Genomic DNA, 24,800 nt, shown 5'->3' on the forward strand with positions numbered 1-24,800 from the left:
TCAACCGGCCCTATCCATTACGCCTGGGCGATCACGCCTCGCCGGTGGCGATGGCCTCCTGCAGACGCACGACGGTGTCGCACAGGTTTTCGGCCAGGTCGAACGCCACGTCATCCCAGGGCATCGCCTTCCATTTGCCCTGATCGGCGATCTGCTTGCACGACTTGCGGGTCGCCGACTTGATGTTCACTTCCTTGGGCGACTTCAGCTCGACATAATCCTTGTACGCCTTCTCGGACGCATCCTCCTTTGAAAGCTTACGCTTCAGAATCATGTCGTACAGCTCGATGTTCTCCAGCGAATATTCCTTCTTGGCCTGCTTCTGCAGGAGCTTGAACCAGTAGGGCGACTTGAAGAAGCCGTCCAGATCCTTCGGCAGGTCGTCGAACCGCTCCAGATCCATCGTGACGTTGCCGGCGATCTTGTTCAGCGACGCCACCATGTCGGCGCAGGCCTCGGCGTAGACCGCATCACCGTCCTGCTTGGCGGCCTTGCCTGCCGTGTCAAGCGTGGGGATGTAGCTGCTTGCCGCGGTCTTGAAGGCGCGAGCGTGCTTCTGCGCGTCCTTCACCGTCTTGGCAGCGTCGTAGCTCTTCAGAGCGCTTTCCAAGCCGGTCGAGCTTATCTTGCTGAACAGCTTGCCGAAGCGGCTCTTGGGATCGGGCTTCTTCTTGCCCGTCGCCTTCTCGAAGCGGTCCTTCGCCTTCTTCCAAGATTCCAGATAGGATTTCGCCACGGCCCTCTCCCTTCGAACGCTGGTTGGCCGTGACGATAAAAACAGGATCTTGGTCCGGCAAACGCCGTTCGGTCCGTTCAGGAGGTAATGGGCGGGGGCGTGCACCGTCGCACAACCCCCAGACTTTTTACGCGGCGCGGATGCCCGCCAGGAAGCGCTCCACCTCCGTGCGCAGACTCTCCGACTGGCGCGACAGTTCGCCGGCGGCGTCCTGAACCTGGGTGGCGGCGGAGCCGGTCTGTGTGGCGCCGTTGCTGACCTCCGTGATGTTGGTGGTCACCAGATGAGTGCCCTGCGCGGCCTGCTGCACGTTGCGGGCGATCTCGCCGGTGGCCGATCCCTGCTCTTCGACGGCCGAGGCGATGATCGTGGCGATCTCGCTGATGGTGCCGATGGTGTCGCCGATCCCGTTGATGGCCGCCGCCGCCCCGCCGGTGGCCGCCTGCATGGAGGCGATCTGGGCGGCGATCTCCTCGGTCGCCTTGGCGGTCTGGTTGGCGAGGTTCTTCACCTCGGACGCCACCACGGCGAAGCCCTTGCCGGCCTCCCCGGCGCGGGCCGCCTCGATCGTGGCGTTCAGCGCCAACAGGTTGGTCTGGCTGGCGATGTCGGTGATCAGCTTCACCACGTCGCCGATCCGCTGCGCCTGCGCGACGAGGCCCTGGACGCGCTCGTTGGTCTGCTGCGCCTCGCCCACCGCGTGGCTGGCGATGCTGGTGGAGCGCGTCACCTGACCGCTGATCTCGTTGATCGACGCGCTCAGCTCGTTGGTCGCCGCGGCGACGGTCTGCACGTTGACCGACGCCTGCTCGGCCGCGGCGGCCGTGCTGGCCGCCTGCCCCTTGGTCTGCTCGGCGGTCGTCTGCATGCTCTGCGCCGTGGCCTCCAGCTCGGTGGCGGCGGACGCGACGGTGCGCAGGATGCCGGAGACGTTCCGGTCGAAGGACCGCACCAGATCCTCGACGGCATGGGTGCGCCGCTCCTTGGCTTGGCGCTCCGCCTCTTCGGCGACTCTCATGCGCTCGCGGTCCACGGCGTTGTCCTTGAAGACCGCCACGGCCTTGGCCATGCCGCCGATCTCGTCGCCACGGCCGAGGCCCGGAACCGTCACCGAGGTGTCGCCGGTCGCCAGACGGGCCATGACGTCGGTGATCCCGGCAATCGGGCGGGAGATGCCGATGCGCGCGACCAGGACGCTCAACGCCAGCGCGCCGAGGCCGCCACCGATGCCGACGGCCAGCATCAGCGTCGTCATCAGGCTGTTCAGAGCGCTCAACTCTTCGTTGGCTTTGTCGATGCCCTGCATGTTGCGTTCGGAGGCCTTCTCCATGAACTGGCCCAGCTTGCTGCGGATTGCGCGACCCTCGGTGGTATCGCCGTGTTCGCGCGCCTTATCCGGACTGGCCTCCATCCCAAGGCGGGCAACCTCGTTGCGGTGCAGGACGAACGCGCGCGCCATCTGCTGCGCCTCACCGAACGCAGCCTTGCTTTGCGGCGGCAGCAGAGCCTCCAGGTTCCCCATGAGCTTTTCCAGCTCGCTGGTGGCGCCGAGGATGTTCTTGGCGTAGGGCGTGGCGTCGGCCGTTCCGTCCGCGGCGTAGATGCCGCGGCTGTCCATGACGACCTTGTAAATCAGACCGTTGATCTGCTCGTTGATCAGCGCCCGCCGGGACCAGTTCTGAATCTGGTCGAATTTATCGTCGTAGGCCTGCATTCCAATGGAGCCAACGCCACCGATGATTGCGGCAACAACCCCCAGAATCGCGACAACGCTGTAGATTTTGCCGCTGATGCTGATGCGCGCAAGAACACCCTCCATTTCCCCTCACCCTCATCGACTGCATGCTGTGAACAAGAGCCCGCATGCTCCGTAATACACTCGCATGCGTTCAAGGAAGAACGATTCTCAGTAAATGTTTGACGCTCAATGTTGCAGCGAAGCCGCAAAAATGACGATCAATGTTTAAAACAAACGAAAACCTATCCGGAGTTTCATCGCATAGAGATACAGCGGCGAGGATTGTTCAGATACTTAACTTTGAGAATCGTGCGTTTTTCTTTTGAGAATGGCCCGAAATTCGTTCAAATACTGGGACAGCGCGACGCGAGGACGCGCATTTCCCAGTATTTTCTCAGCCAAAAATTGAGAACCAACCACGGGCGGTCCGCTGCCACGCCACTCGGCGTTCTGCTCGACGCGGCCATTAGTTCTGCTCGACGCGGCCATTACAGGTGTGCCCCATCGCGCCGGTTGACGCCACGCCGCGCCATCCGTTTTCACACGAACCAATTGACCGTCGAGGGCTGTGGCCGGACGGCGCCGTTACCGCACCAGCTCGCGCATTGCGGCGTCCAGTCCCTGCAAGGTCAGAGGGTACATGCGCCCGCCCAAAAGCCGTTGCAGCATGCGGGTGCTCTCGGTGTAGCCCCAGCGCGATTCCGGCGTGGGGTTGAGCCAGACGGCGCGGCTGTAGACGGACAGCATGCGCTGCAGCCAGACCTGCCCCGGCTCCTCGTTCCAATGCTCGACGCTGCCGCCGGCATAGACGATCTCGTAGGGGCTCATCGCCGCGTCGCCGACGAAGACCAGCTTGTAGTCGGCGGGATAGGTGTGCAGCACGTCCCAGGTCGGGGTGCGCTCGTCGTGGCGGCGCTTGTTGTCGCGCCACACACTCTCATAGACGCAGTTGTGGAAGTAGAAGTGCTCCAGATGCTTGAACTCGCCCCGCGCGGCGGAGAACAGCTCCTCGACCAGCCGGATGTGGTCGTCCATCGAGCCGCCGATGTCGAGGAACAGCAGCACCTTCACCGTGTTGTGCCGCTCCGGCACCATCTTCAGGTCCAGCCAGCCGGCGTTGCTGGCGGTGGCGCGGATGGTGCCGGGCAGGTCCAGCTCGCTGGCCGCCCCGGTGCGGGCGAACTTGCGCAGGCGGCGCAGCGCCACCTTGATGTTGCGGGTGCCGATCTCGACCTGATCGTCCAGATTCCGGAACTCCCGCTTGTCCCACACCTTCACGGCGCGGCGGTGCCGGGATTCCTGCTGGCCGATGCGCACGCCCTCCGGGTTGTAGCCGTAGGCGCCGAAGGGCGAGGTTCCGGCGGTGCCGATCCATTTGGAGCCGCCCTGGTGCCGCCCCTTCTGTTCGGCCAGCCGCTCCGCCAGCGTCTCCATGAGTTTCTGCCAGCCGCCCAGCGCATGGATCTGCGCCTTCTCCTCCTCGGTCAGGAAGCGTTCGGCCAGTTTGCGCAGCCACTCCTCCGGCAGGTCGACCATGGGGATCTCGTCGCCCTCGGCGCCCTCCGCCCCTTCCAGCCCCTTGAAGACCTGCCCGAACACGCGGTCGAAGCGGTCGAGATTGCGCTCGTCCTTCACCAGACAGGCCCGGCTGAGGTAATAGAAGTCTTCGACGCGGAAGGCGGCGACGCCGCGCTTCATGGCCTCCATGAGCGTCAGGTACTCGTTCAGCGAGACCGGCACGCCCGCCTTGCGCAGTTCGAAGAAGAAACCCGTGAACATGCCGCTCCCCCCGTGGGGTTCCGTCCCCATCCGCCCTCATCGTAGCGCCGACCCGCCAGGAACGCCATGACAGCCCTTCTCGACTTCGCCCGCGCGCTGGAGTTCGCCGCGCACAAGCACATCGACCAGCGCCGCAAGGGCGTGCGCGCCGAGCCCTACCTCAACCACCTGTCGGAGGTGGCGTTCCTGTGCGCCGAGGCGACGGCGGGCAATGACCCGGTCGTGGTCATCGCCGCATTGCTGCACGACACGCTGGAGGACACCGACGCCTCATACGAGGAGATCGAGCAGCATTTCGGGGCGGAGGTCGCCGGCGTCGTTGCCGAGACCACCGACGACAAGCGGCTTCGCAAGGCGGAGCGCAAGCAGCGCCAGATCGACGCCGCCCCCACCGCCTCCTCCCGCGCCAAGCTGGTGAAGCTGGCCGACAAGGTGTCCAACCTGCGCTCGATGGCGCACAGCCCGCCCGCCGACTGGCCGCTGGAACGGAAGATCGAGTATTTCGAATGGGCGCACGCGGTCGTCGCCGGCCTGCGCGGCACCGACACACGGCTGGAATCGCTGTTCGACCGCGCCTATGAGGACGGGCTTGCCGAACTGCGCGGCGACACGGTCTGAGCCTTATCCGCCCGGCTGGTTGATCTGCCGCAGTGTGACTACATCACGGAAGCCTTATAAAAGAGGGACTAGGTTGACCGCCGCGTCAAAGCAAGGTCGCACACCATGTCCCTCCACTCTCATGCCCCCACCGCCCATGACGCCGACCAGCCGCGCGAGCGCTGGTTCGTGCATCGCCCCAAGGTCTACGCCGCCGATGTCCACGGCCGCTTCCGCCGCCTGAAATGGCTGGCGCTGGCGGTCCTGCTCGGCGTCTATTACGTCACGCCCTGGCTGCGCTGGGAGCGCGGGCCGGGCATTCCCGATCAGGCGGTCCTGGTCGATATGGTGGGCCGGCGCGCCTACTTCTTCTGGATCGAGATCTGGCCGCAGGAGGTCTATTACCTGACCGGCCTTCTCATCATCGGCGCCTTCGGCATCTTCTTCGCCACCACCCTGCTCGGCCGCATCTGGTGCGGCTACGCCTGTCCGCAGACGGTCTGGACCGACCTGTTCATGTGGGTGGAGCGCAAGCTGGAAGGCCCGCGCACCGAGCGCATCCGGCTGGACAAGGCGCCGCTGTCGGCGCGCAAGCTGGGGCTGAAGGCGTCGAAGCACGCCATCTGGCTGGCGATCTCCCTGGTCACCGGCGGCGCCTGGATCTTCTACTTCAACGACGCCCCGACCCTGCTGCGCGAGATCGTAACCGGCGAGGTGTCGTGGAAGGTGCTGGCCTTCGCCGGGCTGTTCGCCGGCACCACCTATTTCTTCGCCGGCTGGGCGCGTGAGCAGATCTGCATCTACGTCTGCCCGTGGCGCAGCTTCCAGGCGGCGATGGTGGACGAGGACACCTACGTCGTCACCTACCAGGACTGGCGCGGCGAAGGGCGCGCGCCGCTGCGCAAGTCGCAGAGCTGGGACGAGCGGACGGCGGAGGGGCTGGGCGACTGCATCGATTGCAAGCTGTGCATCCATGTCTGCCCGACCGGCACCGACATCCGCAAGGGACAGCAGATCTCCTGCATCGGCTGTGGCCTGTGCGTGGACGCCTGCAACGAGGTGATGGCCCAGGTCGGGCGCCCCGGCGATCTGATCCTGTTCGACAACCGCTCCAACCAGGTCGCCAAGGCCGACGGTCAGGCCGCCCCGGTGCGGCTGCTGCGCCCGCGCACGGTGATCTACGCCCTCATCATCCTGGTGGTGGCCGGCGCCATGGCGATCTCCCTGGCGATGCGCCCGACACTGGACGTCAGCGTGCTGCGCGACCGCGCCCCGCTCTATGTGCAGCAGTCGAACGGCGACGTGCAGAACGCCTACACCATCAAGATCCTCAACAAGACCCACGAGGCGCGGACCTACCGCCTGTCGGTGGAGGGTTTGGCGAATGCCGACCTGTCGGTGGCCAGCGTGGACGCCCAGTCGGGGAGGTCGCTGACCTTGACCGCGGAGGCGGATTCGGTGGCGACCTACCGCATCTTCGTGCGCGTGCCGCAGGACGCCGCGAAGCCGGGGTCCACCGACGTGACGGTGCTGGCGCGCGACCTGACCAGCGGCGAGATTGGTCAGCACCGCAGCGTGTTCATGGCGCCCTGACAGAAAATGCCCCTCGCCCGCCTGGAGACGGGCGAGGGGATGCATCCGCTCAGTGCATGCCGTGACCGCCGGCCGCCGTCGCGCCCGTGAGGAGCGTCGGGTCCAGCATCCCGAAGATCATGGCGATGTGCGCGACGATCAGGAACAGGCCGACCAAAGCCGCGTGGATCGCCATGCGGCCATGCTCGCCGCGTCCCCGGCCGATCAGCCCGAGGTCCAGGAGCGCGATGCTGCCGAGCGGGACGATGCCGGCAAGGTAGAAGCCCACCGCCAGCACGTCCGCCGGCCCGCGCCAGCCGCCGGACGCGGTCAGCGGAACGACCGCGTTCTGCATCAGATACACGAAGACGCCCGTGAAATAGACGCCGACGGTGATGCCGGCCCAGCGGTTCAGCCGCCGCACCGGGCCGTCATAGTCGCGGGTGTAGAGCAGGTACAGTTCGCTGATCGCCACCGTCTCGGCCAGGATGACGGGAACCGCCATGAAGATCAGCAGGTTCCAGGGCCGGTTGACGGCCAGAAGTTCCATATAGTGGGTCATGTTCATGGGATGACTCGCGCGTGTTCGGCGGGCGCGCCGGTGCCGCGATAGTCGTAAGACCGGACACGTCCGCAGGTCGGGAAAAAGGCGACGGAACGGCGGGAGTCAGGCGCGCGGCGGCGGCAGAGGCGGCGCGTGGGCGGTGGCGGCGGGCTCGGTGTCCACGCCGGGAAGCAGGGTCGCGAGGCGATGACCAAAAGGCACGCCGACCCGAGCCGGCAGGCCGGTCAGATCGCAGGCCCCACTCAAGCAGAGGCACCCGGCGGTGCCGTGCGCGTGGATCTTTCCCGAAACCGGGCTGTCCGTCGGATGGTGGATGTCGCAATCCGCAGCATCCGGCACCGCGGCGGACTCGCAGTGCGGTGCCGAGAGGTCCGGTATGCGCATGGGTGCGGCACCGCCGAGAAGCCCGACGGCCAAAACCACAAGCGCGAGGAGGGACACCAGACGAGTCACGGGGGACAACCGGCCTTTGCCTGCGGGCCCACCGTCTTCCGGACGGTGGGCCCGCAGGCTGATCCTGGCCCCGTCCCGACCCTGCGGTCGTTGATGTCGATCAAGCGGCGGCGAGCGTCCGCACCAGCGTGTCGGAATCCACGTTGCGGCCGGACAGCACGGCGACGGTCCGACCCTCCGCCGGCACCTTCCCAGCCAGCAGGGCCGCCACTGCGGCCGCCCCGGCGCCTTCCGCCACCATGCCGAAGGAGCCGTGCAGGGTCCGCATCGCCGCCGCGACCTCGCCCTCCTCCACCTCGACCAGAGCGTCCACGAAGCCGGCCAGCAGCGCTTGCGGAAGCTTGCCCAGCGCGTCCACCGCGATCCCATCCGCGAGAGTCGGCCCCCGCCGCCGCGCCAGCCGCACCCCGACCACGGTGACGGAGGGCTTGCGCGCCTTCACCGCCGCCGCCATGCCGGCCAGCAAGCCGCCGCCGCCCACCGGCACCACCAGCGTGTCGAGGTCCGGACGGTCGGCCAGCACCTCCAGCCCCACCGTGCCCTGCCCGGCGATCACGTCCGGGTCGTCGTAGGGATGCACGAAAGTCAGGCGCCGCTCCGCCGCCAGTTGCAGCGCGCGGGCCTTCGCCTCCCCCACATTGGACCCGGACAGCACGACCTCGGCGCCCAGCGCCTCCGTCCGCTCCACCTTGCAGCGCGGCGCGGTGACCGGCATGACGATGGTCGCCGCCACCCCCAGACGCTGGGCGTGCAGCGCCAGACCGGCGGCATGGTTGCCCGCCGACATGGCGACGACACCCGCCGCGCGCTCCAGCGCCGTCAGGCGCAGCAGGCGGTTCAGCGCGCCGCGCTCCTTGAAGGCGCCGGTTGCCTGGAAGGTCTCCGCCTTCAGCCAGACGTCACGCCCCAGCGTCGGAGCGTGCAGCAGCGGCGTGCGGACGATCCGCCCGTTCAAACGCTCGGCGGCGTCCTCGATGGCGGAGAGGGGGAGCCAGGACGGCAGACGGTCTTCGGTGTCGCGGCGAAAGGAAACGGAAGGCAGACGGGTGGCGTGCGCGGACGGCATCGCGGAAGTCCTCGGGCGGAGGGAACGAACGGGGGGGCGGAGAAGGAAGGCACGAAACCCGGCCCGCGTCAGCGGACCGGGACGATAATTCGCGTAGAGCCCCGCATTCGCTCCGCCGGAAGGCGCAACGGACGCACGAAGGAACAGGTCAGGGGATCGTGATGAGCCGGATTGCGGGTTCCGGAAGACCCAGGGCGCACGGACACGCCACACTCCACACCAGATTGCGAAAACGAACGCTCGCGGTCCGGCGCTCTCTGTCAGAGCGCCGGGGCGGTAATTCGCATTCGGTTCAGGTGCGGGGTCGCTTGCATGGGTTCAGGCTGCCCCAGAAGGACGGCCGCGGTCAAGCGCTTCCTAGCGCCCTTCCCGCTTGGCGAGAAAAGCCAGCCGTTCCAGCAGATGCACGTCCTGCTCGTTCTTCAGGAGCGCGCCACACAGCGGCGGGATCAGGCTGCGGGCGTCCTTGGCGCGCAGGGTCTCAGGCTCCACGTCCTCGACCATCAGCAGCTTGATCCAATCGAGAAGCTCCGAGGTGGAGGGCTTCTTCTTCAGGCCCGGCACCTCGCGCAGGCTGTAGAACAGCGTCATCGCCTCGCGCAGCAGGTCCTGCTTCAGGCCCGGATAATGGACGTCCACGATCCGCTCCATGGTGTCGCGGTCGGGGAAGCGGATGTAGTGGAAGAAGCAGCGGCGCAGGAAGGCGTCCGGCAGTTCCTTCTCGTTGTTGGAGGTGATGATGACGAGGGGGCGCCGCGCCGCCTTGACCGTCTGCCGCGTCTCGTAGACGTGGAACTCCATGCGGTCGAGTTCGAGCAGCAGGTCGTTGGGGAACTCGATGTCGGCCTTGTCGATCTCGTCGATCAGCAGCACGGGAGGCTCCGGCGCTTCGAACGCCTCCCACAGCTTGCCGCGCACGATGTAGTTGCCGATGTCGTGCACCCGCTCCTCGCCGAGCTGGCTGTCGCGCAGGCGGCTGACCGCGTCGTACTCGTAGAGGCCCTGCTGCGCCTTGGTGGTGGACTTGATGTGCCAGGCGAGCAGCGGCTTGTTCAGGGCGCGGGCGACCTCCTGGGCCAGCACGGTCTTGCCGGTGCCCGGCTCCCCCTTCACCAGCAGCGGGCGCTCAAGCGTGATGGCCGCGTTGACGGCCACCATCAGGTCGTCGGTGGCGACGTAGGAATCGGTGCCGGTGAAGCGCATGCCAGTCGGTTCCGCAATATCGTTCGTTGACCCGCGCATCCTTCCAGCACGGCGGGCGTCATGCAAGACGGAACCGCCGCGGGCTGCCCGGCGTTCCCCCACGGAAGGAGTCCGCCATGGCGACCGATCCGAATTTCTGGCCCGAATATCTGGAACAGCACCGCGACCCGACGAACCGGGCGCTGCACGTCGCCGGCACACTGTCGGCGGCGGCCCTGCTTGGGGTGGGACTGGCCCGCCGCGACTGGCGGGCGCTCGTGGCGGCGCCGCTGGTCGGCTACGGCGCGGCGTGGCTGGGTCATTTCCTGGTGGAGCGCAACCGGCCCAAGACGCTGGACGCGCCGCTGGCCTCGCTGGCCGCGGACGTCCGCATGGCCGGGCTGGCGTTGACCGGCCAGCTGGCGCGGGAATACCGACGTTACGGCATCCCCGACCGCCCCGGCATGGTGATCCGCCGGCACCCGCCGGACGCGCCCGCGTTGGAGCGAGCAGCGCCGAACGGAACGCGCGGCAGTTAGGAGGCGGCTTTCGCCGGTGGTTGGTTAGGAGGCGGCTTTCGCCGCCACCGCCTTCTCGATGGCCTCGACGGCGGCGGGCGCCAGCGCGGCGTCCGGACCGCCGGCCTGGGCCATGTCCGGACGGCCGCCGCCGCCCTTCCCGCCCAGAGCCTCCGCACCGACGCGCACCAGATCGACGGCGCTGATCTTGGCCGTCAGGTCGTCGGTGACGCCGACGACGATGGACGCCTTGCCCTCGTTCGAGGCGATCAGAACGACGACGCCGGAACCGACCTGCTTCTTCAGCTCATCGGCCATCGGCTTCAGGTCCTTGGCCGGCAGGCCCTCGACCACGCGGGCGGCGAACTTCACACCCGCGATGTCCTTGGCCTCGTTTCCGCCGTCCGCCTTCGCACCACCCCCCATCGCCACCTGACGGCGAAGTTCGGCCAGTTCGCGCTCCATCTTCCTGCGCTCGTCGACCAGCGCGGCGAGACGCGACGGGACGTCCTCCGGACGGACCTTCAGGACGGACGCGGCCTCGGTCAGCAGATGATCGCGCTCCGACAGCCATGCCTTGGCGCCAGTGCCGGTCAGCGCCTCGATGCGGCGCACGCCGGCGGCGACGGCGCCCTCGGCGACGATCGTGAACAGGCCGATGTCGCCGGTGCGTCGGACATGGGTGCCGCCGCACAGCTCGATCGAGTAGTCGCGGTCCAGCTCGCCGTGCGGGCCGCCCATGGAGACGACGCGCACCTCGTCACCGTACTTCTCGCCGAACAGGGCCATGGCGCCGGAGGCGCGGGCCTCGTCCGGGGACATCAGACGGGTGACGACCTCGCTGTTGCCGAGAATGCGGCGGTTCACCTCGTCCTCGACCGCGGCGATGTCCGCCGGGGTCAGGCCGGTCGGCTGGCTGATGTCGAAGCGCAGACGCTCCTGGGCGACCAGCGAGCCCTTCTGGGTGACATGCTCGCCCAGGCGGCGGCGCAGCGCCTCGTGCAGCAGATGGGTGGCCGAGTGGTTGGCGCGGATGGCCGAGCGGCGCTCCGTGTCCACCCGCAGTTCCACCACATCGCCGACCTTCAGCGTGCCCTTGGTGACCGTACCGACATGGGCCCAGACGGCGCCCAGCTTCTTATGGGTGTCGGAGACGGCGACCTCGGTGCCCTCGGCGGAGAAGATCACGCCGGCGTCGCCGACCTGACCGCCCGACTCGCCGTAGAAGGGCGTCTGGTTCACGATCACCAGAACCTCGTCCCCGGCGGCAGCCTGCTCGACGCGGGCGTCGCCCTTGACGATGGCGGTCACCTTGCCCTCGGCGACCTCGGTGTCGTAGCCGAAGAACTCCGTGGCGCCCAGCTCGTCCTTCAGCTCGTACCACAGCTTCTCGGTCGTCGCCTCGCCCGAGCCGGCCCAGGATTCGCGGGCCTTGCGGCGCTGCTCGTCCATGGCGGCCTTGAAGCCGCTCTCGTCCACCGGGCGGCCCTGGGTGCGCAGCACGTCCTGGGTCAGGTCCAGCGGGAAGCCGTAGGTGTCGTACAGCTTGAAGGCGACGTCGCCGGGAAGCGGCTGCCCCTCGCCCAGGCGGCCGACCTCGTCCTCCAGCAGGCGCAGGCCGCGCTCCAGAGTCTGCTTGAAGCGGGTCTCCTCCAGCTTCAGCGTCTCGACGATCAGGGCGCGGGCGCGGTTCAGCTCCGGATAGGCGTCGCCCATCTGCTGGATCAGCGCCGGGACGAGACGGTGCATCAGCGGCTCACGCGCGCCGATCATGTGGGCGTGGCGCATGGCGCGGCGCATGATGCGGCGCAGCACATAGCCGCGCCCCTCGTTCGACGGCAGCACGCCGTCGGCGATCAGAAAGCAACAGGAGCGCAGATGGTCGGCGATGACGCGGTGCGAAACGGCGTGCGCGCCGTCCGGCGCGGTCTTCGTCGCCTCGGCGGAGGCCACGATCAGCGCCCGCATCAGGTCGATGTCGTAGTTGTCGTGCTTGCCCTGGAGCACGGCCGCCAGACGCTCCAGCCCCATGCCGGTGTCGATGGACGGCTTCGGCAGGGCGACCAGATCGTCGGGACCGCGCTGCTCATACTGCATGAACACGAGGTTCCAGATCTCGATGAAGCGGTCGCCGTCCTGGTCGGGCGAGCCCGGAGGACCGCCGGCGATGTGCGGGCCGTGGTCGAAGAAGATCTCCGAGCAGGGACCGCAGGGGCCGGTGTCGCCCATCCGCCAGAAATTGTCGTCGGTCGGGATGCGGATGATGCGGTCGTCCGACAGGCCGGCGACCTTGCGCCAGATGCCCGCCGCGTCCTCGTCGGAGCTGTGGACGGTAACCAGCAGCTTGTCCGCCGGCAGCCCGAACTCCTTCGTCACGAGGTTCCAGGCGAAGGCGATCGCGTCGTCCTTGAAGTAGTCGCCGAACGAGAAGTTGCCCAGCATCTCGAAGAAGGTGTGGTGCCGCGCCGTGTAGCCGACGTTGTCGAGGTCGTTGTGCTTGCCGCCCGCGCGCACGCATTTCTGCGAGGTGGTCGCGCGTGAATAGGGCCGCTGCTCCGCCCCGGTGAAGACGTTCTTGAACTGCACCATGCCGGCGTTCGTGAACATCAGAGTCGGGTCGTTGCGCGGAACCAGCGGCGACGACTCCACGATCTGGTGGCCGTTCTTCGCGAAAAAGTCCAGGAACGTGCGGCGGATGTCGTTGGCGGTCTTCATAAGCTGTCCAGGCTCCGGCTACGGTCGGCTACAGTCGGCGGCGCGGCCTTGTCGCGGCCGAACCGTGCTTTTAACGTGAGTTGGTGTGGCTGTCCACAGAGTGCCCACGCCAACCGCCGAAACGGCGGCAAACCACGTCGGCCCCAGGCATCGGTCATATGCAAGCGGGTGAATGGCGCCATGCGACCGGTCACAAACAGAATAGCACGAAGACGACCTGCAGTCCTCGGACTTCGGAACCGCCCGCATCGGATCACCGTGCTCTTACCGGAACATGTGGGCCGCTGCGGGAAGACGTCCCGACGAAGCGGCTTCATGGGAACTTGGCGTCATGCCGGCAGCGCTTGGAGGTGCCGCCGGCATGCCCCTCGCGCTTCATGGCAAATCATCGATCCGCCGGGCTTCACAGTCGGAGCATGATAAACGTGTTCATCATGCTCCGACCTCATCACTCCGTCTGGAAGAGATCACGACGGGAATCTAAAAGCGCGGCAGAGGCCAGCTTGCCTGGAAAGCGCTCGCGCCGATCGGCTTGCCGTTCTTGACCGAGGAAACGACATCCACGGCATCCAGGTGGGCCGGCATGTCCCGGTTCAGATGATGCCATGCGCCCGGAACCTCACGATGGCGCACCGAAAGCGAAGAGTTGAGCTTGCCGAAGCTGTCGATCGCGCCGATGACCTGGGTGACTTTCTTGAATTTGTTCGGCAAGTCCACGACCGCCCCCAACGTGACCACATTCAGCCGGTCATAGAGCGGGTCGGGTTGGTCGGCCCGCTCGCGTGCGTAACGCTCCAGCACGAAGTCGATCAGGAGACAGCCCTTGCTGTGCCCGACGAGCCAGTTCAGGTTGGGTAGCCCCGCCTCCAACAGATCGAGAAGAGCCGTCGTGTCCGATTGCAGCGGGAGCCCGTCGAGCTTGGCGTTGCTCCACTTCATCGTTTCGCCTGTTGAATCGGCGGCGGCAGCGGACCCTCCACGCGACAGCGCCGCCATCAGGGATTCGGCCTTGTATTTGTTGCGGTCGATGGCGCCGAAGAAGAACCAGCCACCGAGAGCCTCGGCCATCAGATCGCTCACGCCGTAACCGGAGACGATCCCCGCAACCGGAGCGTCGATGGCGTCGGCAACGTTCCTGGCCAGCGCCGCCGTACCGAGAACCGAACTGCCCACACCGGCGACGGCAACACCCTCAACTTCATTTCGCTTGTGCAAATAGAGTTGCAAGGCGTTGCGGAAATGATCGAATTTTTTTCGCGCTTTCGTGGGATAGACAAGAAGAACGGTGCCTTCACGATCGGTCAAAGGCGAGAGCTCCGCTTGCTCATCCACGTTCAAACCGGAAACATCGTAGAAAACCCGATCCAAAAGGTTGTTTCTTCCCTTTACGGGCAGAGATCCAAAGTGGAATAAGCTCTCAGAGGCGGTCATATTACCTCCTTATCTTAACCGTTCCCGTTTCGAAAGGATGATCACTAAAATACATCCTAACGCAATGACCAAATACATTCCAACCATCAACAACAGCACTCGAAGATATCAATTATGCTGAATCATTCCACCGCTTCCCTTCCCAAAGGAATCAGATGGACATCCTTTCTTGCGCATTGGCCTGGGCTCGACGTCCGCTCGGCAAACATCATGCAAAAGAACCCTTCCGATTACTGATACAGCTGAGAGAATGATCACTTCATCATCTTCCAGCCGTGAATCGCGGCAGATCAATGGATTAGCATTGATCGAGAGAGTCATGCCGGCTGACTGGCAGCGCCACACGCCCCGATGGAACGAAAAGCCCCTCTCCGGCGAACCGGAGAGGGGCTTTCGCACATCGAAACCCATTTACCCGCCCGGGATCACTCCGGGGTCGCAGCCTCGCCGTCGGCCTCCGGGGTGCCCATCATCGCGTCGGCGACGAGGCCGGCGTTGCCGCGGATCTTCGCCTCGATGGAGTCGGCCGCCGCCGGATTGTTGCGCAGGTAGTTCTTGGCGTTCTCGCGGCCCTGGCCGATGCGGGTGCCGTCGTAGCTGAACCACGCGCCCGACTTCTCCACCACGCCGGCCTGGATGCCGAGGTCGAGAAGTTCGCCCACCTTCGACACGCCCTCGCCGTACATGATGTCGAACTCGACCACGCGGAACGGCGGGGCCATCTTGTTCTTCACCACCTTCACGCGGGTCTGGTTGCCCACCACCGTCTCGCGGTCCTTGATCGCGCCGATGCGGCGGATGTCCAGGCGGACGGAGGCGTAGAACTTCAGCGCGTTGCCGCCGGTGGTCGTCTCCGGGTTGCCGAACATCACGCCGATCTTCAGGCGGATCTGGTTGATGAAGATCACCAGGCAGTTCGACTTGGAGATGGAGCCGGTCAGCTTGCGCAGCGCCTGGCTCATCAGGCGGGCGTGCAGGCCGACGTGGCTGTCGCCCATCTCGCCTTCCAACTCGGCGCGCGGCACCAGGGCGGCGACGGAGTCGACCACCAGCACGTCGACGGCGCCGGAACGCACCAGCGTGTCGGCGATCTCCAGCGCCTGCTCGCCGGCGTCGGGCTGGGAGATCAGCAACTCGTCCACATTCACGCCCAGCTTGCGGGCATAGGCCGGGTCCAGGGCGTGCTCCGCGTCCACGAAGGCGCAGGTGCCGCCGTTCTTCTGGGCCTGGGCGATGGCGTGCAGCGCCAGCGTCGTCTTGCCCGAGCTTTCCGGCCCGTAAATCTCGACGATGCGGCCGCGCGGCAGGCCGCCGATGCCCAGCGCGATGTCGAGGCCGAGAGAGCCGGTGGAGACGACCTCCGTCTCGACCGTGTTCTCGCGGGCGCCGAGCTTCATGATCGAGCCCTTGCCAAAGGCGCGCTCGATCTGCGCCAGAGCGGCATCCAGGGCCTTCTGCTTATCCATGGAATCCTTCTCGACCAAACGAAGCTGTGCGGACGACATGCCCGTCTCCCCTTGTTAGATCACATCCGCGGCCCCAGGGCCAACGATCTCACCAACGGTCATTCGGTGAGAGGGAATGTACCAGCTTTGTTCCTCTGCGCAAAGCCCTAAGTTCCGCGAATGTTCTCATCGATGCACAGGTCGGAATTTAGGAACGATCCGGCGCCGCGCAACGGAAGTCCAACGGCGGCGTTCAAGAGGAGATGCCCCACCGACAACGCCCCGAAAGGCCTGACATGACGATCGCCCATTCCACGCTCGACCGTATGATCGACCGCCTCACGACCCAGCGTGTGGCGCTCGGCTGGGCCGCCGGCTGCGTCGCGGGGACCCCCGGTCCGGTGATGGAGATCGGTCTGGGGAAGGGCCGCACCTACGACCATCTGCGCACCCTGTTTCCACCGCGCGACATCCTGGTGTTCGACATGTGGGCGCGCGTTCCCGCTTCCCTGCGTCCGGACGAGGACCGGCTGTTCCTGGGGGATTTCCGGGACACGCTGCCCGCCGCCGCGGAACGGTTCGGCGGTGCGGTGCGGCTGGCCCATGCCGACATCGGCAGCGCACGGGAGGACGACGAGGAGGGCATCCGCCACTGGATCGGCGGGCTGATCGAACCCTTCCTGGCGCCGGGCGCGCTCGTCCTCTCGGACCGCCCGATCGGCGCCGGGCGTCGCGGGTGGGAGGCTGTCGATGTGCCGGGGACGGAACGCTGGGCCTATCACGGCTGGCGCGTCGGATAGGCGCCGCAGCGGTGTTCCGATCGGCTATTTGCCGTCCCGGATGACCTCCTTCACCTTGGAAGCCAGCTGCTTCAGGGAGAAGGGCTTGGGCAGGAAATGGGCGACCTCCACCCCGTCGATCTCGCCCAGCCGGTCCTCGGCATAGCCGGAGATGAAGATCACCCGCATGTCGGGCCTCATCCGCCGGACATGGCGGGCCAGGGTCGGGCCGTCCATCTGCGGCATCACCACGTCGGTGATCAGCAGGTCGATGCGGTTGCCGTCCGTGCCGATCTGCTGCAGCGCCGCCTCGCCGTTCTTGGCCTCCAGCACCTGATAGCCCTTGTTGCGGAGCGCGCGGGCGGAGAAGACGCGCACGGCGTCCTCGTCCTCCACCAGCATGATGGTGCCGGAGCCGGTCAGGTCGCTGCCGCGCCGCTCGCGCGGCTCGCCCTGGTCGGGACGGGCCTCGCCCTTGTGGCGGGGCAGCAGGATGGTGAAGGTCGTCCCCTCCCCCTTCTCCGACTCGACCAGCACGAAGCCGCCGGTCTGGCGGACGATGCCGTATACGGTGGACAGCCCCAGCCCGGTGCCCGACCCCACGCCCTTGGTCGTGAAGAAGGGCTCGAAGATGCGCTGGAGATTTTCCTTGGGGATGCCGCAGCCGGTGTCGATCACCTCGATGGACACATAGTCGCCGGGGGGAATGGTCTCGTGCTCGCGGCGCTGCGCCTGCTCGACCACATGGTTGGAGGTGACGATGGTCAGACGCCCGCCCCCGGCCATCGCGTCGCGCGCGTTGACCACGAGGTTGATGATGACCTGTTCCAGCTGGTTCTGGTCCACCTTCACATAGCCGATGTCCCGGCCATGCAGCATCTTCAGCTCGATGTTCTCGCCGATCAGCCGGCGCATCAGGTTGCCAAGCTCGGCCAGGACGTCGGTCACGCTCAGGATGCGCGGCTGAAGCGTCTGCTGGCGCGAGAAAGCCAGAAGCTGCCGCACGAGGTTGGCCGCGCGGTTGGCGTTCTGCTTGATCTGCATGATGTCGCTGAAGGACTGGTCGCCCGGCTTGTGGCGCAGCAGCAGCAGATCGCAGAAGCCGATCATCGCGGTCAGCAGGTTGTTGAAGTCGTGGGCGACGCCGCCGGCCAGCTGGCCGACCGCCTGCATCTTCTGCGACTGGGCGAACTGGGCCTCCAGCCCCTTGCGCTCGGTCATGTCGATGAAATGCAGGATCAGCCCCGCCGCCCCTTCCGGCCCCACCCCGCCCAGCCGCCGCGCGTAGAGCTGGGCCACCAGCTCGCGCCCGCCGGTCAACCGCACCTCCAGCGGGGCGGCGGGGTCGGCGCCGCCCTGCACGGCGGTCAGCCGCTCGGTCACCATGGCGCGTTCCGCCGGGACGATCAGGTCGGCCATCGTCCGCCCGAGGACGTTGCCGGCCTCGCTGCCGATCAGCGCCAGGAAGGCCTGATTGCATTCGGCCAGCCGTCCGCCCTCGTCCACCAGCGCGATGCCGATGGGCGCGTCCTCGAAAAAGCGCTGGAAGCGCTGCTCGGACAGGCGCAGGGCCTCCTGCCACTCGCGTTCCGGCGTCAGGTCGCGCACGACGGAGCGCGTGTGCGAGACCCGCCCGTCCTCGCCCCTCACCACGCTCTGCGCGACATAGGCCTGGAAACGGCGGCCCTGGAGGCCGTGCATGGCGATCTCGCCGCGCTGCTCCATCCCCCCGCCATCCAGAAGGTCGTAGGGAGCGGAGCCGGTGGGCGGATGGGCCACAACGTCGTGAAGGCGGCGCCCGCCCTCGACCAGATCCTCCGGCGCGCCGCCCAGCCATTTCGCCAGGGTCGCGTTCACGAACTGGAAATGCCCGTCCTGGTCCACCGAGAAGAAGCCGACCGGTGCGTGGTCCATGAAATCCACGAGCTGGGTCTGCTCGCGCCGGGTCACCTGCTCCAGCTCGCGCCGCGCGGTGATGTCCTCGACGCGCCACATCACCGCCCCGGCGTGCCCGTCGATGGGCTGGCCCTGGATGCGGCGCCACTCGGCGGCGCGCCCCTGCTGGCGGACCGCCAACTCGATGGAGCCGGAATAACCGCCCTTCACCCGCTCGCACAGGCGGCGGAAGGCGTCGGCGCTGTCCGGATCGTCGGCGAACTGGCGTTCGAGTGCGCTCAGCGGCGGCTCCCCCTCGCTCCACCCGGTCAGCGTGCGGAAGGTGCTGTTGACGAAGACCACATGCCCGGCCCCGTCGCAGACCAGCTGACCGGACGGCAGCCCCTCCAGCGCGCTGCCCAGCAGGGAGCCGACGCGGGCCACCCGCCGCCGCGCGCGGACCATGCGGATCGCCAGGGCCAGGGCTCCTGCGCCCGCGGCGGTCAGCCCGGCCCAGGCCAGCGGGTCGCGGTCCAGAACCACCCCCGCCCCCGCCGCAACCAGCCCAGCCAGAAGAAGGACCGTCAGAACCCCGGTGGCGAATGTGCCGCCGGGCCGGTCTCCCACCCCCAGGACACCATTGGTGCGGCGGCCGGCGGGAGCGCTGTCGGCAAAGGAAGAGGTCGTGTCGTCCACCGGAACTCCAGGTCAGCCGTTCGCCGCAAGGAAAGGTCCGGGAACGGTCCTCAGTTCCGCACCATGCGTCCTTTCAGCTTGAAGACATAGGTAATGACTTCCGCCACGGCACGATAGTGCTCGGACGGAACCTCCTCGTCGATATCGCATGCGGCATAGAGCGCTCGGGCGAGGGGCGGATTCTCCATCACCGGCACGCCGTTCTCCTCGGCGATCTCGCGGATCTTGAAGGCGACGGCGTCGGCGCCCTTCGCCACCACCATCGGGGCACCCATTGTGGTGGAGTCGTATTTCAGCGCGACGGCGAAGTGGGTCGGGTTGGTCACCACCACGTCGGCGCCGGGCACCGCCGCCATCATGCGCTTGCGCGCCCGCTCGAACCGCAACTGACGGATGCGGCCCTTCACATGCGGGTCGCCTTCGGCCTGCTTGTGCTCGTCCTTCACCTCCTGCTTGGTCATGCGCATCTTCTTGTCGAAGCTGTGGCGCTGCCAGAACAGGTCGGCCCCGGCGATCAGAGTCAGGATGGCCAGAACGCCGGCGAGCAACCGGAAGGTCAGGCCGTCCATCTCGCGGAGCAGCAGCATCATGTCGATGCCGATGAAATGCCCGATGGTGAGCATCATCGGCTGGAGCGCGATGTAGGCGACGACGCCGACCACCGCGACCTTCGCCAGGCTCTTCAGAAGATCGACGCCCTTCTGGGCGCTGAACAGGTTGGCGATGCCGGAAATCGGGTTCAGCTTGTTGAATTTCGGCGCGATCAGCTCCCAGGAGACGTTGAAGCCCTTCTGCCCGATGGTGCCGATCACCCCGGCGAACAGCAGGAACAGGATGGGCAGCCACAGCGCCCACAGGATGTCCTTCATCACCTGCATCAGCACCGTGCCGACCCCGCCCTGGTCCATGGGGATCTGGTCCAGGTTCTCGAAGAAGAAGTTCAGGCGGGGCACCATGCCCTTCAGCGTTCCGGGCAGGATCGTGACCAGGATCACCAGCGCCGCGGCGATCATCAGCCAGTTGCCGATTTCCTGCGTCATCGCGTACTGGCCCTGCTTGTGGGCCTCGTCGAGCTTCTTTTGCGTAGGGTCTTCTGTTTTGGATGATTCATCCGCGTCTTCGGACACCGGATCTCTCCCCGCTCAGCCCGGTCTCAGGAAATCGACGAAGGCGGCCTCGAAATGGGTCAGCCAGAACATCATCATCGCGGCCAGCGTCAGGGCGAACATGAACAGCCCCAGCGCGACCTGAAGCGAGGTGAACAGGAAGAACACCTGGATCTGCGGCGCCAACTTGTTCAGCAAACCCAGCGCCAGCGCGAACAGCATGCCGGAGATCAGGAACGGCGCCGCCATCTGCACGCCCAGCATGAAGGACTTGCCGACCAACTGCCCGACCACGTTCGCCATGTCGTCGATGGGGATCGCCGCCCCCGGCACGAAGGTGGAGTAGCTGTCCACCACCGCCATGATCAGCAGATGGTGCAGGTTCGTGATGAAGATCAGCAACAGCCCCAGCCACCCCATCAGGGCGCCGGGCAATGATCCCTGGGACGCCATGGCCGGGTTGAACATCTGGGCGTTCGACAGGCCGGACTGAAGCGCGATGATCGTCCCGGCCACCTCCAGCGCGCCCATCAGCAGGCGGGCGACGGTGCCCATGAAGATGCCGATGGTCACCTCCCCGGCGATCAGGACGAACAGACGGAAGATGTTGTCGGGGATCGGCGGCATGCGGTCGCCCAGGACCGGCGCCACCAGAACGCTGACCGCGACGGAAAAGAGAAGGCGCGTGCGGGTGGAGACGAAGGCGTCGCCGATGGTCGGCATGATGCTGAAGGCCGTCCCGACGCGCGCGAAGACCAGCAACCAGACGAAGATCTGGTCGCCCAGAAACTGCTGGAGCAGGTTCATCCGCCGCCGCCGGGCAGGTTTCCGGCGTTGGGGACGCTGTTGACGCCGGTGCCGATGGCGACGATGCGGTCGGCGACCTCATGCTCGAAGAAGGAGCGCAACTCGCCCAGCATGAATGGCATCAGCAGGATCGACAGGCCGAAGACCAGCAGGACCTTCGGCACCATGGCCAGTGTCTGCTCGCTGATCTGGGTGACCGCCTGGAACACCGAGATGATCGTGCCGACCACCATCATGGCGACCAGCACCGGTGCCACCACGAGCACCAGCGTGACGATGGAGGTGCGGCAGATCTCGATGACGTCGGTTTCGCTCATGATGCTTCGCTCAGGACGCTTTTGCTCAGGGTCCGCAAGCCGCCGTCAGATCGGCATGCGCAGGATTTCCTGATAGGCCGACAGCACCTTGTCGCGCACGGCGGTGACGGTCTGCAGCGTCACCTCGGCGTTGGTGACGGCCTGGACCACGTCGGTCAGGTCGGCCTGCCCGACGGCGGCCTTGGCGGTCATCGTCTCGCCCTGCTTCAGGTCGCCGATGACCTCCTTGGCGGTCTGCTCCAGAACGTCGCCGAAGCTGACGCCGTTGCGCGGGGCCATGCCCGGCCCGGTCGTGGAGGCGGCCGTGTTCGCGTAGGCCGCGGCGGCGTTGATCGGATTGACCATGGGACGTGCGTCCTTCCTTTAGAAAAATCGTCGCGGCATCAGGTGCGGAGGATATCGATGGTGCGCATCAGCATCTGGCGGGCGCTGTCGACCGCCGACAGGTTGGCCTCGTAGGAGCGCTGCGCCTCGCGCATGTCCATCGCCTCGACCACCGAATTGACGTTGGGCAGCAGCACGTAGCCGTCGGCGTCCGCGGAGGGGTGCGAGGGGTCGTAGCGCCGCTCGAAATCCTTCTTGTCCACGTCGATCTTGGCGACGCGGACGAGATCGACCCCCATCTGGCGGTCCAGAGCGTTCTGGAACATCACGACCTTGCGCCGGTATGGCAGATCGCCCGGCGTTTCCGCCGTGGTGTTGGCGTTGGCCAGGTTTTCCGCGATGGTCTTCAGGCGTGTGCCCTGCGCCTTCATGCCGGACGCGGACACCGCCATCGACGTGTAGAGATCCATGTTCCGCCTCCTTAGCCCTGAACCCCGCCGCCCCTTAGCCGCCGCTGCGGATGGAAGACCGGATCAGGTTGACCTGCTTCTTGTAGAGGTTCGTGATCGTCTGGTAGTCCATGCCGGTCTGGCCCTGCTTCAGCATCTGCTCTTCCAGGACCACGTTGTTGCCGTCCGGCGCCGTCTCGTAGGGATTGCGCTGGCGCTGCTCCTGGTTCAGCCCGCCCGTGCCCCGCGTCCCCTGGAGGTGCGAGGCGTTGGTCGCGGAGGGCTGAAGGCGCCGGCTGTCGGACAGGGCGTCGCGGAAGGTGAAGGGCTTCAGGTCCCGGCCCTTGTAATCCGGCGTGTCGGCGTTCGCGATGTTCGCCGCGATCACGTTCTGGCGTTCGGTCAGCCAGCCCATCTTGCGCGACATCAGCTTGAAAAGGCCGAGATTTTCGAGATTCATCGCCGGGTTCCGGTCTGAGGGCCTGCCGCCCGGACGCGCGAAGGCGCGCAGCAAGGCGGGCGGGATGCATCACAGCATTCCGATCTTCCGCCGTTTCAGTTAATCAAAGATGAATCCCACCCACGGCATCGCTCTGCCCCTTCCTGTCACGCTTGAGCTTCATGCTTCGTTAAGCATGTTCCGCCAGGATACGCCGATCGACACAGGCCATCCGGCAGGAGCCCCTTGTCCGAGCCGACTCCCAACCACCGCCCTCTTCCCAACCGCCCCGTCGCGGTCGCGCTGAAGTATGAGCTGGGCGACCAGTCCCTGCCCCGCGTGGTCGCCACCGGCAAGGGCCATGTGGCCGAACAGATCCTGGAGCTGGCCTTCGCCAACGGCGTGAAGGTGCGCGAGGATGCCGACCTCGTGCAAATCCTGTCGGCGGTGGACATCGACTCGGAAATCCCCATCGAGGCCATCGCCGCCGTGGCCGAGATCCTCGCCTACGTCTACCGCGCCAACGGCACGCTGCCGCCTTCTGCGGAGCCGGCCACCGGAGAGGCTCCGTGACAGACGCCGCGACGCTCCGCCGCGACATCCAGGCTCTGGCCGCCGCGCTGGAGGAGACCCACGCCCAGATGGAGGCCGGACTGGCAGCGGACCTCACCGGGCTCGACACCCGTATCGCCGCGCTGTGCGCCGAGGCGCGGTCCGCCGGCGGCGACGCCGACGAGCTGGCCGCCGCCCTGGAACGCCTGCTCCCGGCGCTCGACACCGTCGCCGCGGCGCTGACCCGCCAGAGGGAAACGCTGGCCGCCGCCGCCGAAGGACGCCACGACCCCCATTCGGCGCGCCAGCGCGCCAGCGCCGCTTACGGCCGCGGCGCCCCCGCCGACCTCCCGTCCGACCCGCCGGCCACGCCGTCCCGACAGAGCTGACCTGATCCATGGGCCTCGACCAGTACATCCAATTCGTTCTCGCCCTCGCCTTCGTCATCGCGCTGATCGTGCTGGTGGCCTGGGTGATGCGCCGCATCGGTTTCGGCGGCATGACCGCCACGTCGGGGCGCCAGCGCCGGTTGGGCGTTGTTGAGGTGCTGCCGCTCGACGGCAAGCGCCGGCTGGTGCTGGTCCGCCGCGACGACCGCGAGCACCTGCTGCTGCTGAGCGCCTTCGGCGACCAAGTGGTCGACCAGACGCCGCGCGGCGGCTTCCAGGGCGCGATGGCCGAGGTTTCCGCCCCGCCGCCCGCGGGGGAACGGTCATGAAGGTCGGCACCGGCGGGACGGGACGGCTGGCGTTCGCCGGCCTGCTGGCCTTGGCGATCGGAGTCGCCGGGGCGCTGGCCACCGGGCCGGCGCTCGCCCAGAGCATGACCTTCGACCTGGGCGACGCCGGGGGATCGACCACCGGACGCATCGTCCAGATGGTCGCGCTCATCACGGTGCTGTCGCTGGCGCCGTCCATCCTCATCATGATGACGGCCTTCACCCGCATCGTCATCGTGTTGTCCTTCCTGCGCTCGGCGCTCGGCATCCAGCAGGTGCCGCCGAACACGGTGCTGATGTCGCTGGCGGTCTTCCTGACCTTCTTCGTCATGGCCCCGGTGTTCGAGCGGTCCTACAACCAGGGCATCCAGCCGCTGATCAACCAGGACATCGACGAGACGGAGGCGTTCCGCCGCACGGTCGCCCCCCTGCGCGAGTTCATGCTGAAGCACACCAGCGAGAAGGACCTGCGCCTGTTCATGGACATGGCGCGCATCGAGAACGTGACGGACGCCGAGCAGACCCCGCTGCACGTGCTGGTTCCCGCCTTCATGATCTCGGAGATCAAGCGGGCCTTCGAGATCGGCTTCCTGCTGTTCCTGCCCTTCCTGATCATCGACATGGTGGTGTCGTCGATCCTGATGTCGATGGGCATGATGATGCTGCCGCCGACCATGGTGGCGATTCCGTTCAAGATCATCTTCTTCGTGCTGGTGGACGGCTGGTACCTGATCGCCGGGTCGCTGGCCCGCAGCTTCGGCACGCTCTGAACAGGGCGGCCACGGCGTCCGGCACAGATCGTCGCAGGTGAAACGGCCTGCGGACGGGCGTACCGGCTTGCGCTAGTATCGGATCAGGAAAGAGCGTAAGAGGATCGGCCCGCGCGAGCGCACCGACCGCCGCCATACCCGCAGCTTGTGGCTTCTTCGTCCCCGCTCGCA

Annotated in this window: 25 protein-coding genes; 8 read left to right on the forward strand and 17 right to left on the reverse strand. The window is 66.7% G+C overall.

All coding sequences use genetic code 11. From position 1 onward, the window contains the following. Positions 1-31: 31 nt before the first annotated feature. The 3 genes from JJL56_RS15350 to JJL56_RS15360 form a co-directional block, all read right to left on the reverse strand. Entirely contained in the window at positions 32-736 is a 705-nt protein-coding gene (locus JJL56_RS15350; protein WP_145626401.1) for a regulator of G-protein signaling domain-containing protein, read from the reverse strand. A gap of 127 nt (positions 737-863) precedes the next feature. Then, positions 864-2,555, reverse strand: coding sequence for a methyl-accepting chemotaxis protein (locus JJL56_RS15355; protein WP_200485563.1), 1,692 nt, complete (start codon positions 2,553-2,555; stop codon positions 864-866). Positions 2,556-3,059: 504 nt separating this feature from the next. Next, entirely contained in the window at positions 3,060-4,253 is a 1,194-nt protein-coding gene (locus JJL56_RS15360) for a vWA domain-containing protein (protein WP_200485564.1), read from the reverse strand. Between the two features lie 66 nt (positions 4,254-4,319). Between JJL56_RS15360 and JJL56_RS15365 the strand changes: the two genes are divergently transcribed. Continuing rightward, the gene (locus tag JJL56_RS15365) at positions 4,320-4,871 is read left to right on the forward strand and encodes an HD domain-containing protein (RefSeq protein WP_145626398.1); all 552 of its coding nucleotides are present in this window, start codon (positions 4,320-4,322) and stop codon (positions 4,869-4,871) included. A gap of 105 nt (positions 4,872-4,976) precedes the next feature. Further along, positions 4,977-6,443 (forward strand): cytochrome c oxidase accessory protein CcoG, encoded by a 1,467-nt coding sequence (gene ccoG, locus JJL56_RS15370; protein ID WP_145626397.1) that lies wholly within the window; start codon positions 4,977-4,979, stop codon positions 6,441-6,443. Between the two features lie 49 nt (positions 6,444-6,492). Here ccoG and JJL56_RS15375 read toward each other — a convergent pair whose 3' ends face one another. From JJL56_RS15375 to JJL56_RS15390, 4 genes are all read right to left on the reverse strand, one after another. Continuing rightward, positions 6,493-6,990 (reverse strand): DUF6803 family protein, encoded by a 498-nt coding sequence (locus JJL56_RS15375; RefSeq protein ID WP_200485565.1) that lies wholly within the window; start codon positions 6,988-6,990, stop codon positions 6,493-6,495. Between the two features lie 99 nt (positions 6,991-7,089). Then, a complete protein-coding gene (locus JJL56_RS15380; protein WP_200485566.1) occupies positions 7,090-7,371 on the reverse strand; it encodes a hypothetical protein in 282 nt (93 codons plus the stop codon). A gap of 169 nt (positions 7,372-7,540) precedes the next feature. After that, positions 7,541-8,506 carry a threonine ammonia-lyase gene (locus JJL56_RS15385; RefSeq protein WP_145626394.1) on the reverse strand — a complete coding sequence of 322 codons (966 nt, stop codon included), beginning with the start codon at positions 8,504-8,506 and terminating at the stop codon, positions 7,541-7,543. A 357-nt stretch (positions 8,507-8,863) separates the two neighbouring features. Beyond that, positions 8,864-9,709: an AAA family ATPase gene (locus JJL56_RS15390; RefSeq protein WP_200485567.1), complete on the reverse strand. Its 846-nt coding sequence runs from the start codon at positions 9,707-9,709 to the stop codon at positions 8,864-8,866. Between the two features lie 116 nt (positions 9,710-9,825). Between JJL56_RS15390 and JJL56_RS15395 the strand changes: the two genes are divergently transcribed. After that, complete coding sequence (locus JJL56_RS15395; protein ID WP_200485568.1) at positions 9,826-10,227, forward strand: Mpo1-like protein; 402 nt, start codon at positions 9,826-9,828, stop codon at positions 10,225-10,227. A 24-nt stretch (positions 10,228-10,251) separates the two neighbouring features. On the opposite strand, the gene alaS is transcribed toward JJL56_RS15395, so the two are convergent. The 3 genes from alaS to recA form a co-directional block, all read right to left on the reverse strand. Then, positions 10,252-12,921, reverse strand: coding sequence for an alanine--tRNA ligase (gene alaS / locus JJL56_RS15400; protein ID WP_145626392.1), 2,670 nt, complete (start codon positions 12,919-12,921; stop codon positions 10,252-10,254). A 480-nt stretch (positions 12,922-13,401) separates the two neighbouring features. Further along, positions 13,402-14,352, reverse strand: a complete 951-nt coding sequence (locus JJL56_RS15405) for a hypothetical protein (protein ID WP_200485569.1) — start codon at positions 14,350-14,352, stop codon at positions 13,402-13,404. Positions 14,353-14,777: 425 nt separating this feature from the next. Further along, positions 14,778-15,857: a recombinase RecA gene (recA, locus tag JJL56_RS15410; protein ID WP_145626390.1), complete on the reverse strand. Its 1,080-nt coding sequence runs from the start codon at positions 15,855-15,857 to the stop codon at positions 14,778-14,780. Between the two features lie 236 nt (positions 15,858-16,093). Between recA and JJL56_RS15415 the strand changes: the two genes are divergently transcribed. Then, positions 16,094-16,597 (forward strand): class I SAM-dependent methyltransferase, encoded by a 504-nt coding sequence (locus tag JJL56_RS15415; protein WP_145626389.1) that lies wholly within the window; start codon positions 16,094-16,096, stop codon positions 16,595-16,597. Positions 16,598-16,621: 24 nt separating this feature from the next. Here JJL56_RS15415 and JJL56_RS15420 read toward each other — a convergent pair whose 3' ends face one another. The 7 genes from JJL56_RS15420 to flgB are packed head-to-tail and all read right to left on the reverse strand — an operon-like array spanning position 16,622 to position 22,610. Continuing rightward, complete coding sequence (locus JJL56_RS15420; RefSeq protein WP_145626388.1) at positions 16,622-19,147, reverse strand: hybrid sensor histidine kinase/response regulator; 2,526 nt, start codon at positions 19,145-19,147, stop codon at positions 16,622-16,624. Positions 19,148-19,197: 50 nt separating this feature from the next. Next, positions 19,198-20,274, reverse strand: a complete 1,077-nt coding sequence (gene flhB / locus JJL56_RS15425) for a flagellar biosynthesis protein FlhB (RefSeq protein ID WP_145626387.1) — start codon at positions 20,272-20,274, stop codon at positions 19,198-19,200. 15 nt (positions 20,275-20,289) lie between these two features. Then, entirely contained in the window at positions 20,290-21,060 is a 771-nt protein-coding gene (gene fliR / locus JJL56_RS15430) for a flagellar biosynthetic protein FliR (protein ID WP_145626386.1), read from the reverse strand. Beyond that, positions 21,057-21,377: a flagellar biosynthetic protein FliQ gene (locus JJL56_RS15435; RefSeq protein WP_145626385.1), complete on the reverse strand. Its 321-nt coding sequence runs from the start codon at positions 21,375-21,377 to the stop codon at positions 21,057-21,059. Before JJL56_RS15435 ends, fliR begins: the two co-directional genes overlap by 4 nt. A gap of 45 nt (positions 21,378-21,422) precedes the next feature. Beyond that, complete coding sequence (fliE, locus tag JJL56_RS15440; protein ID WP_014240969.1) at positions 21,423-21,722, reverse strand: flagellar hook-basal body complex protein FliE; 300 nt, start codon at positions 21,720-21,722, stop codon at positions 21,423-21,425. A gap of 38 nt (positions 21,723-21,760) precedes the next feature. Beyond that, positions 21,761-22,171 carry a flagellar basal body rod protein FlgC gene (flgC, locus tag JJL56_RS15445; protein WP_035674975.1) on the reverse strand — a complete coding sequence of 137 codons (411 nt, stop codon included), beginning with the start codon at positions 22,169-22,171 and terminating at the stop codon, positions 21,761-21,763. A 34-nt stretch (positions 22,172-22,205) separates the two neighbouring features. Continuing rightward, positions 22,206-22,610, reverse strand: coding sequence for a flagellar basal body rod protein FlgB (gene flgB / locus JJL56_RS15450; protein WP_145626384.1), 405 nt, complete (start codon positions 22,608-22,610; stop codon positions 22,206-22,208). Between the two features lie 225 nt (positions 22,611-22,835). Here flgB and JJL56_RS15455 point away from each other — a divergent pair, with 225 nt between their 5' ends. The 4 genes from JJL56_RS15455 to fliP are packed head-to-tail and all read left to right on the forward strand — an operon-like array spanning position 22,836 to position 24,629. Then, positions 22,836-23,162: an EscU/YscU/HrcU family type III secretion system export apparatus switch protein gene (locus JJL56_RS15455; protein ID WP_014240972.1), complete on the forward strand. Its 327-nt coding sequence runs from the start codon at positions 22,836-22,838 to the stop codon at positions 23,160-23,162. Then, a complete protein-coding gene (locus tag JJL56_RS15460; protein ID WP_200485570.1) occupies positions 23,159-23,530 on the forward strand; it encodes a hypothetical protein in 372 nt (123 codons plus the stop codon). Before JJL56_RS15455 ends, JJL56_RS15460 begins: the two co-directional genes overlap by 4 nt. Positions 23,531-23,538: 8 nt before the next feature. Then, positions 23,539-23,859 carry a FliO/MopB family protein gene (locus JJL56_RS15465; RefSeq protein ID WP_145626382.1) on the forward strand — a complete coding sequence of 107 codons (321 nt, stop codon included), beginning with the start codon at positions 23,539-23,541 and terminating at the stop codon, positions 23,857-23,859. Continuing rightward, positions 23,856-24,629, forward strand: a complete 774-nt coding sequence (gene fliP / locus JJL56_RS15470; protein WP_186452959.1) for a flagellar type III secretion system pore protein FliP — start codon at positions 23,856-23,858, stop codon at positions 24,627-24,629. Before JJL56_RS15465 ends, fliP begins: the two co-directional genes overlap by 4 nt. Positions 24,630-24,800 lie beyond the last annotated feature (171 nt).

It is taken from the genome of Azospirillum aestuarii, assembly GCF_016632405.1.
Classification (GTDB): Bacteria; Pseudomonadota; Alphaproteobacteria; order Azospirillales; family Azospirillaceae; genus Azospirillum; species Azospirillum aestuarii.

Bases quoted from the DNA above. Each gene is read 5' to 3' on its own strand.
- recA (WP_145626390.1), bottom strand. From the start codon at position 15,857: ATGTCGTCCGCACAGCTTCGTTTGGTCGAGAAGGATTCCATGGATAAG.
- JJL56_RS15380 (WP_200485566.1), bottom strand. From the start codon at position 7,371: ATGCGCATACCGGACCTCTCGGCACCGCACTGCGAGTCCGCCGCGGTG.
- JJL56_RS15365 (WP_145626398.1), top strand. From the start codon at position 4,320: ATGACAGCCCTTCTCGACTTCGCCCGCGCGCTGGAGTTCGCCGCGCAC.
- JJL56_RS15415 (WP_145626389.1), top strand. From the start codon at position 16,094: ATGACGATCGCCCATTCCACGCTCGACCGTATGATCGACCGCCTCACG.
- JJL56_RS15385 (WP_145626394.1), bottom strand. From the start codon at position 8,506: ATGCCGTCCGCGCACGCCACCCGTCTGCCTTCCGTTTCCTTTCGCCGC.
- flgC (WP_035674975.1), bottom strand. From the start codon at position 22,171: ATGGATCTCTACACGTCGATGGCGGTGTCCGCGTCCGGCATGAAGGCG.
- JJL56_RS15405 (WP_200485569.1), bottom strand. From the start codon at position 14,352: ATGACCGCCTCTGAGAGCTTATTCCACTTTGGATCTCTGCCCGTAAAG.
- ccoG (WP_145626397.1), top strand. From the start codon at position 4,977: ATGTCCCTCCACTCTCATGCCCCCACCGCCCATGACGCCGACCAGCCG.
- JJL56_RS15395 (WP_200485568.1), top strand. From the start codon at position 9,826: ATGGCGACCGATCCGAATTTCTGGCCCGAATATCTGGAACAGCACCGC.
- JJL56_RS15465 (WP_145626382.1), top strand. From the start codon at position 23,539: ATGGGCCTCGACCAGTACATCCAATTCGTTCTCGCCCTCGCCTTCGTC.
- JJL56_RS15360 (WP_200485564.1), bottom strand. From the start codon at position 4,253: ATGTTCACGGGTTTCTTCTTCGAACTGCGCAAGGCGGGCGTGCCGGTC.
- fliR (WP_145626386.1), bottom strand. From the start codon at position 21,060: ATGAACCTGCTCCAGCAGTTTCTGGGCGACCAGATCTTCGTCTGGTTG.
- fliE (WP_014240969.1), bottom strand. From the start codon at position 21,722: ATGGTCAATCCGATCAACGCCGCCGCGGCCTACGCGAACACGGCCGCC.
- flgB (WP_145626384.1), bottom strand. From the start codon at position 22,610: ATGAATCTCGAAAATCTCGGCCTTTTCAAGCTGATGTCGCGCAAGATG.
- JJL56_RS15375 (WP_200485565.1), bottom strand. From the start codon at position 6,990: ATGAACATGACCCACTATATGGAACTTCTGGCCGTCAACCGGCCCTGG.
- JJL56_RS15355 (WP_200485563.1), bottom strand. From the start codon at position 2,555: ATGGAGGGTGTTCTTGCGCGCATCAGCATCAGCGGCAAAATCTACAGC.
- alaS (WP_145626392.1), bottom strand. From the start codon at position 12,921: ATGAAGACCGCCAACGACATCCGCCGCACGTTCCTGGACTTTTTCGCG.
- JJL56_RS15435 (WP_145626385.1), bottom strand. From the start codon at position 21,377: ATGAGCGAAACCGACGTCATCGAGATCTGCCGCACCTCCATCGTCACG.
- fliP (WP_186452959.1), top strand. From the start codon at position 23,856: ATGAAGGTCGGCACCGGCGGGACGGGACGGCTGGCGTTCGCCGGCCTG.
- JJL56_RS15390 (WP_200485567.1), bottom strand. From the start codon at position 9,709: ATGCGCTTCACCGGCACCGATTCCTACGTCGCCACCGACGACCTGATG.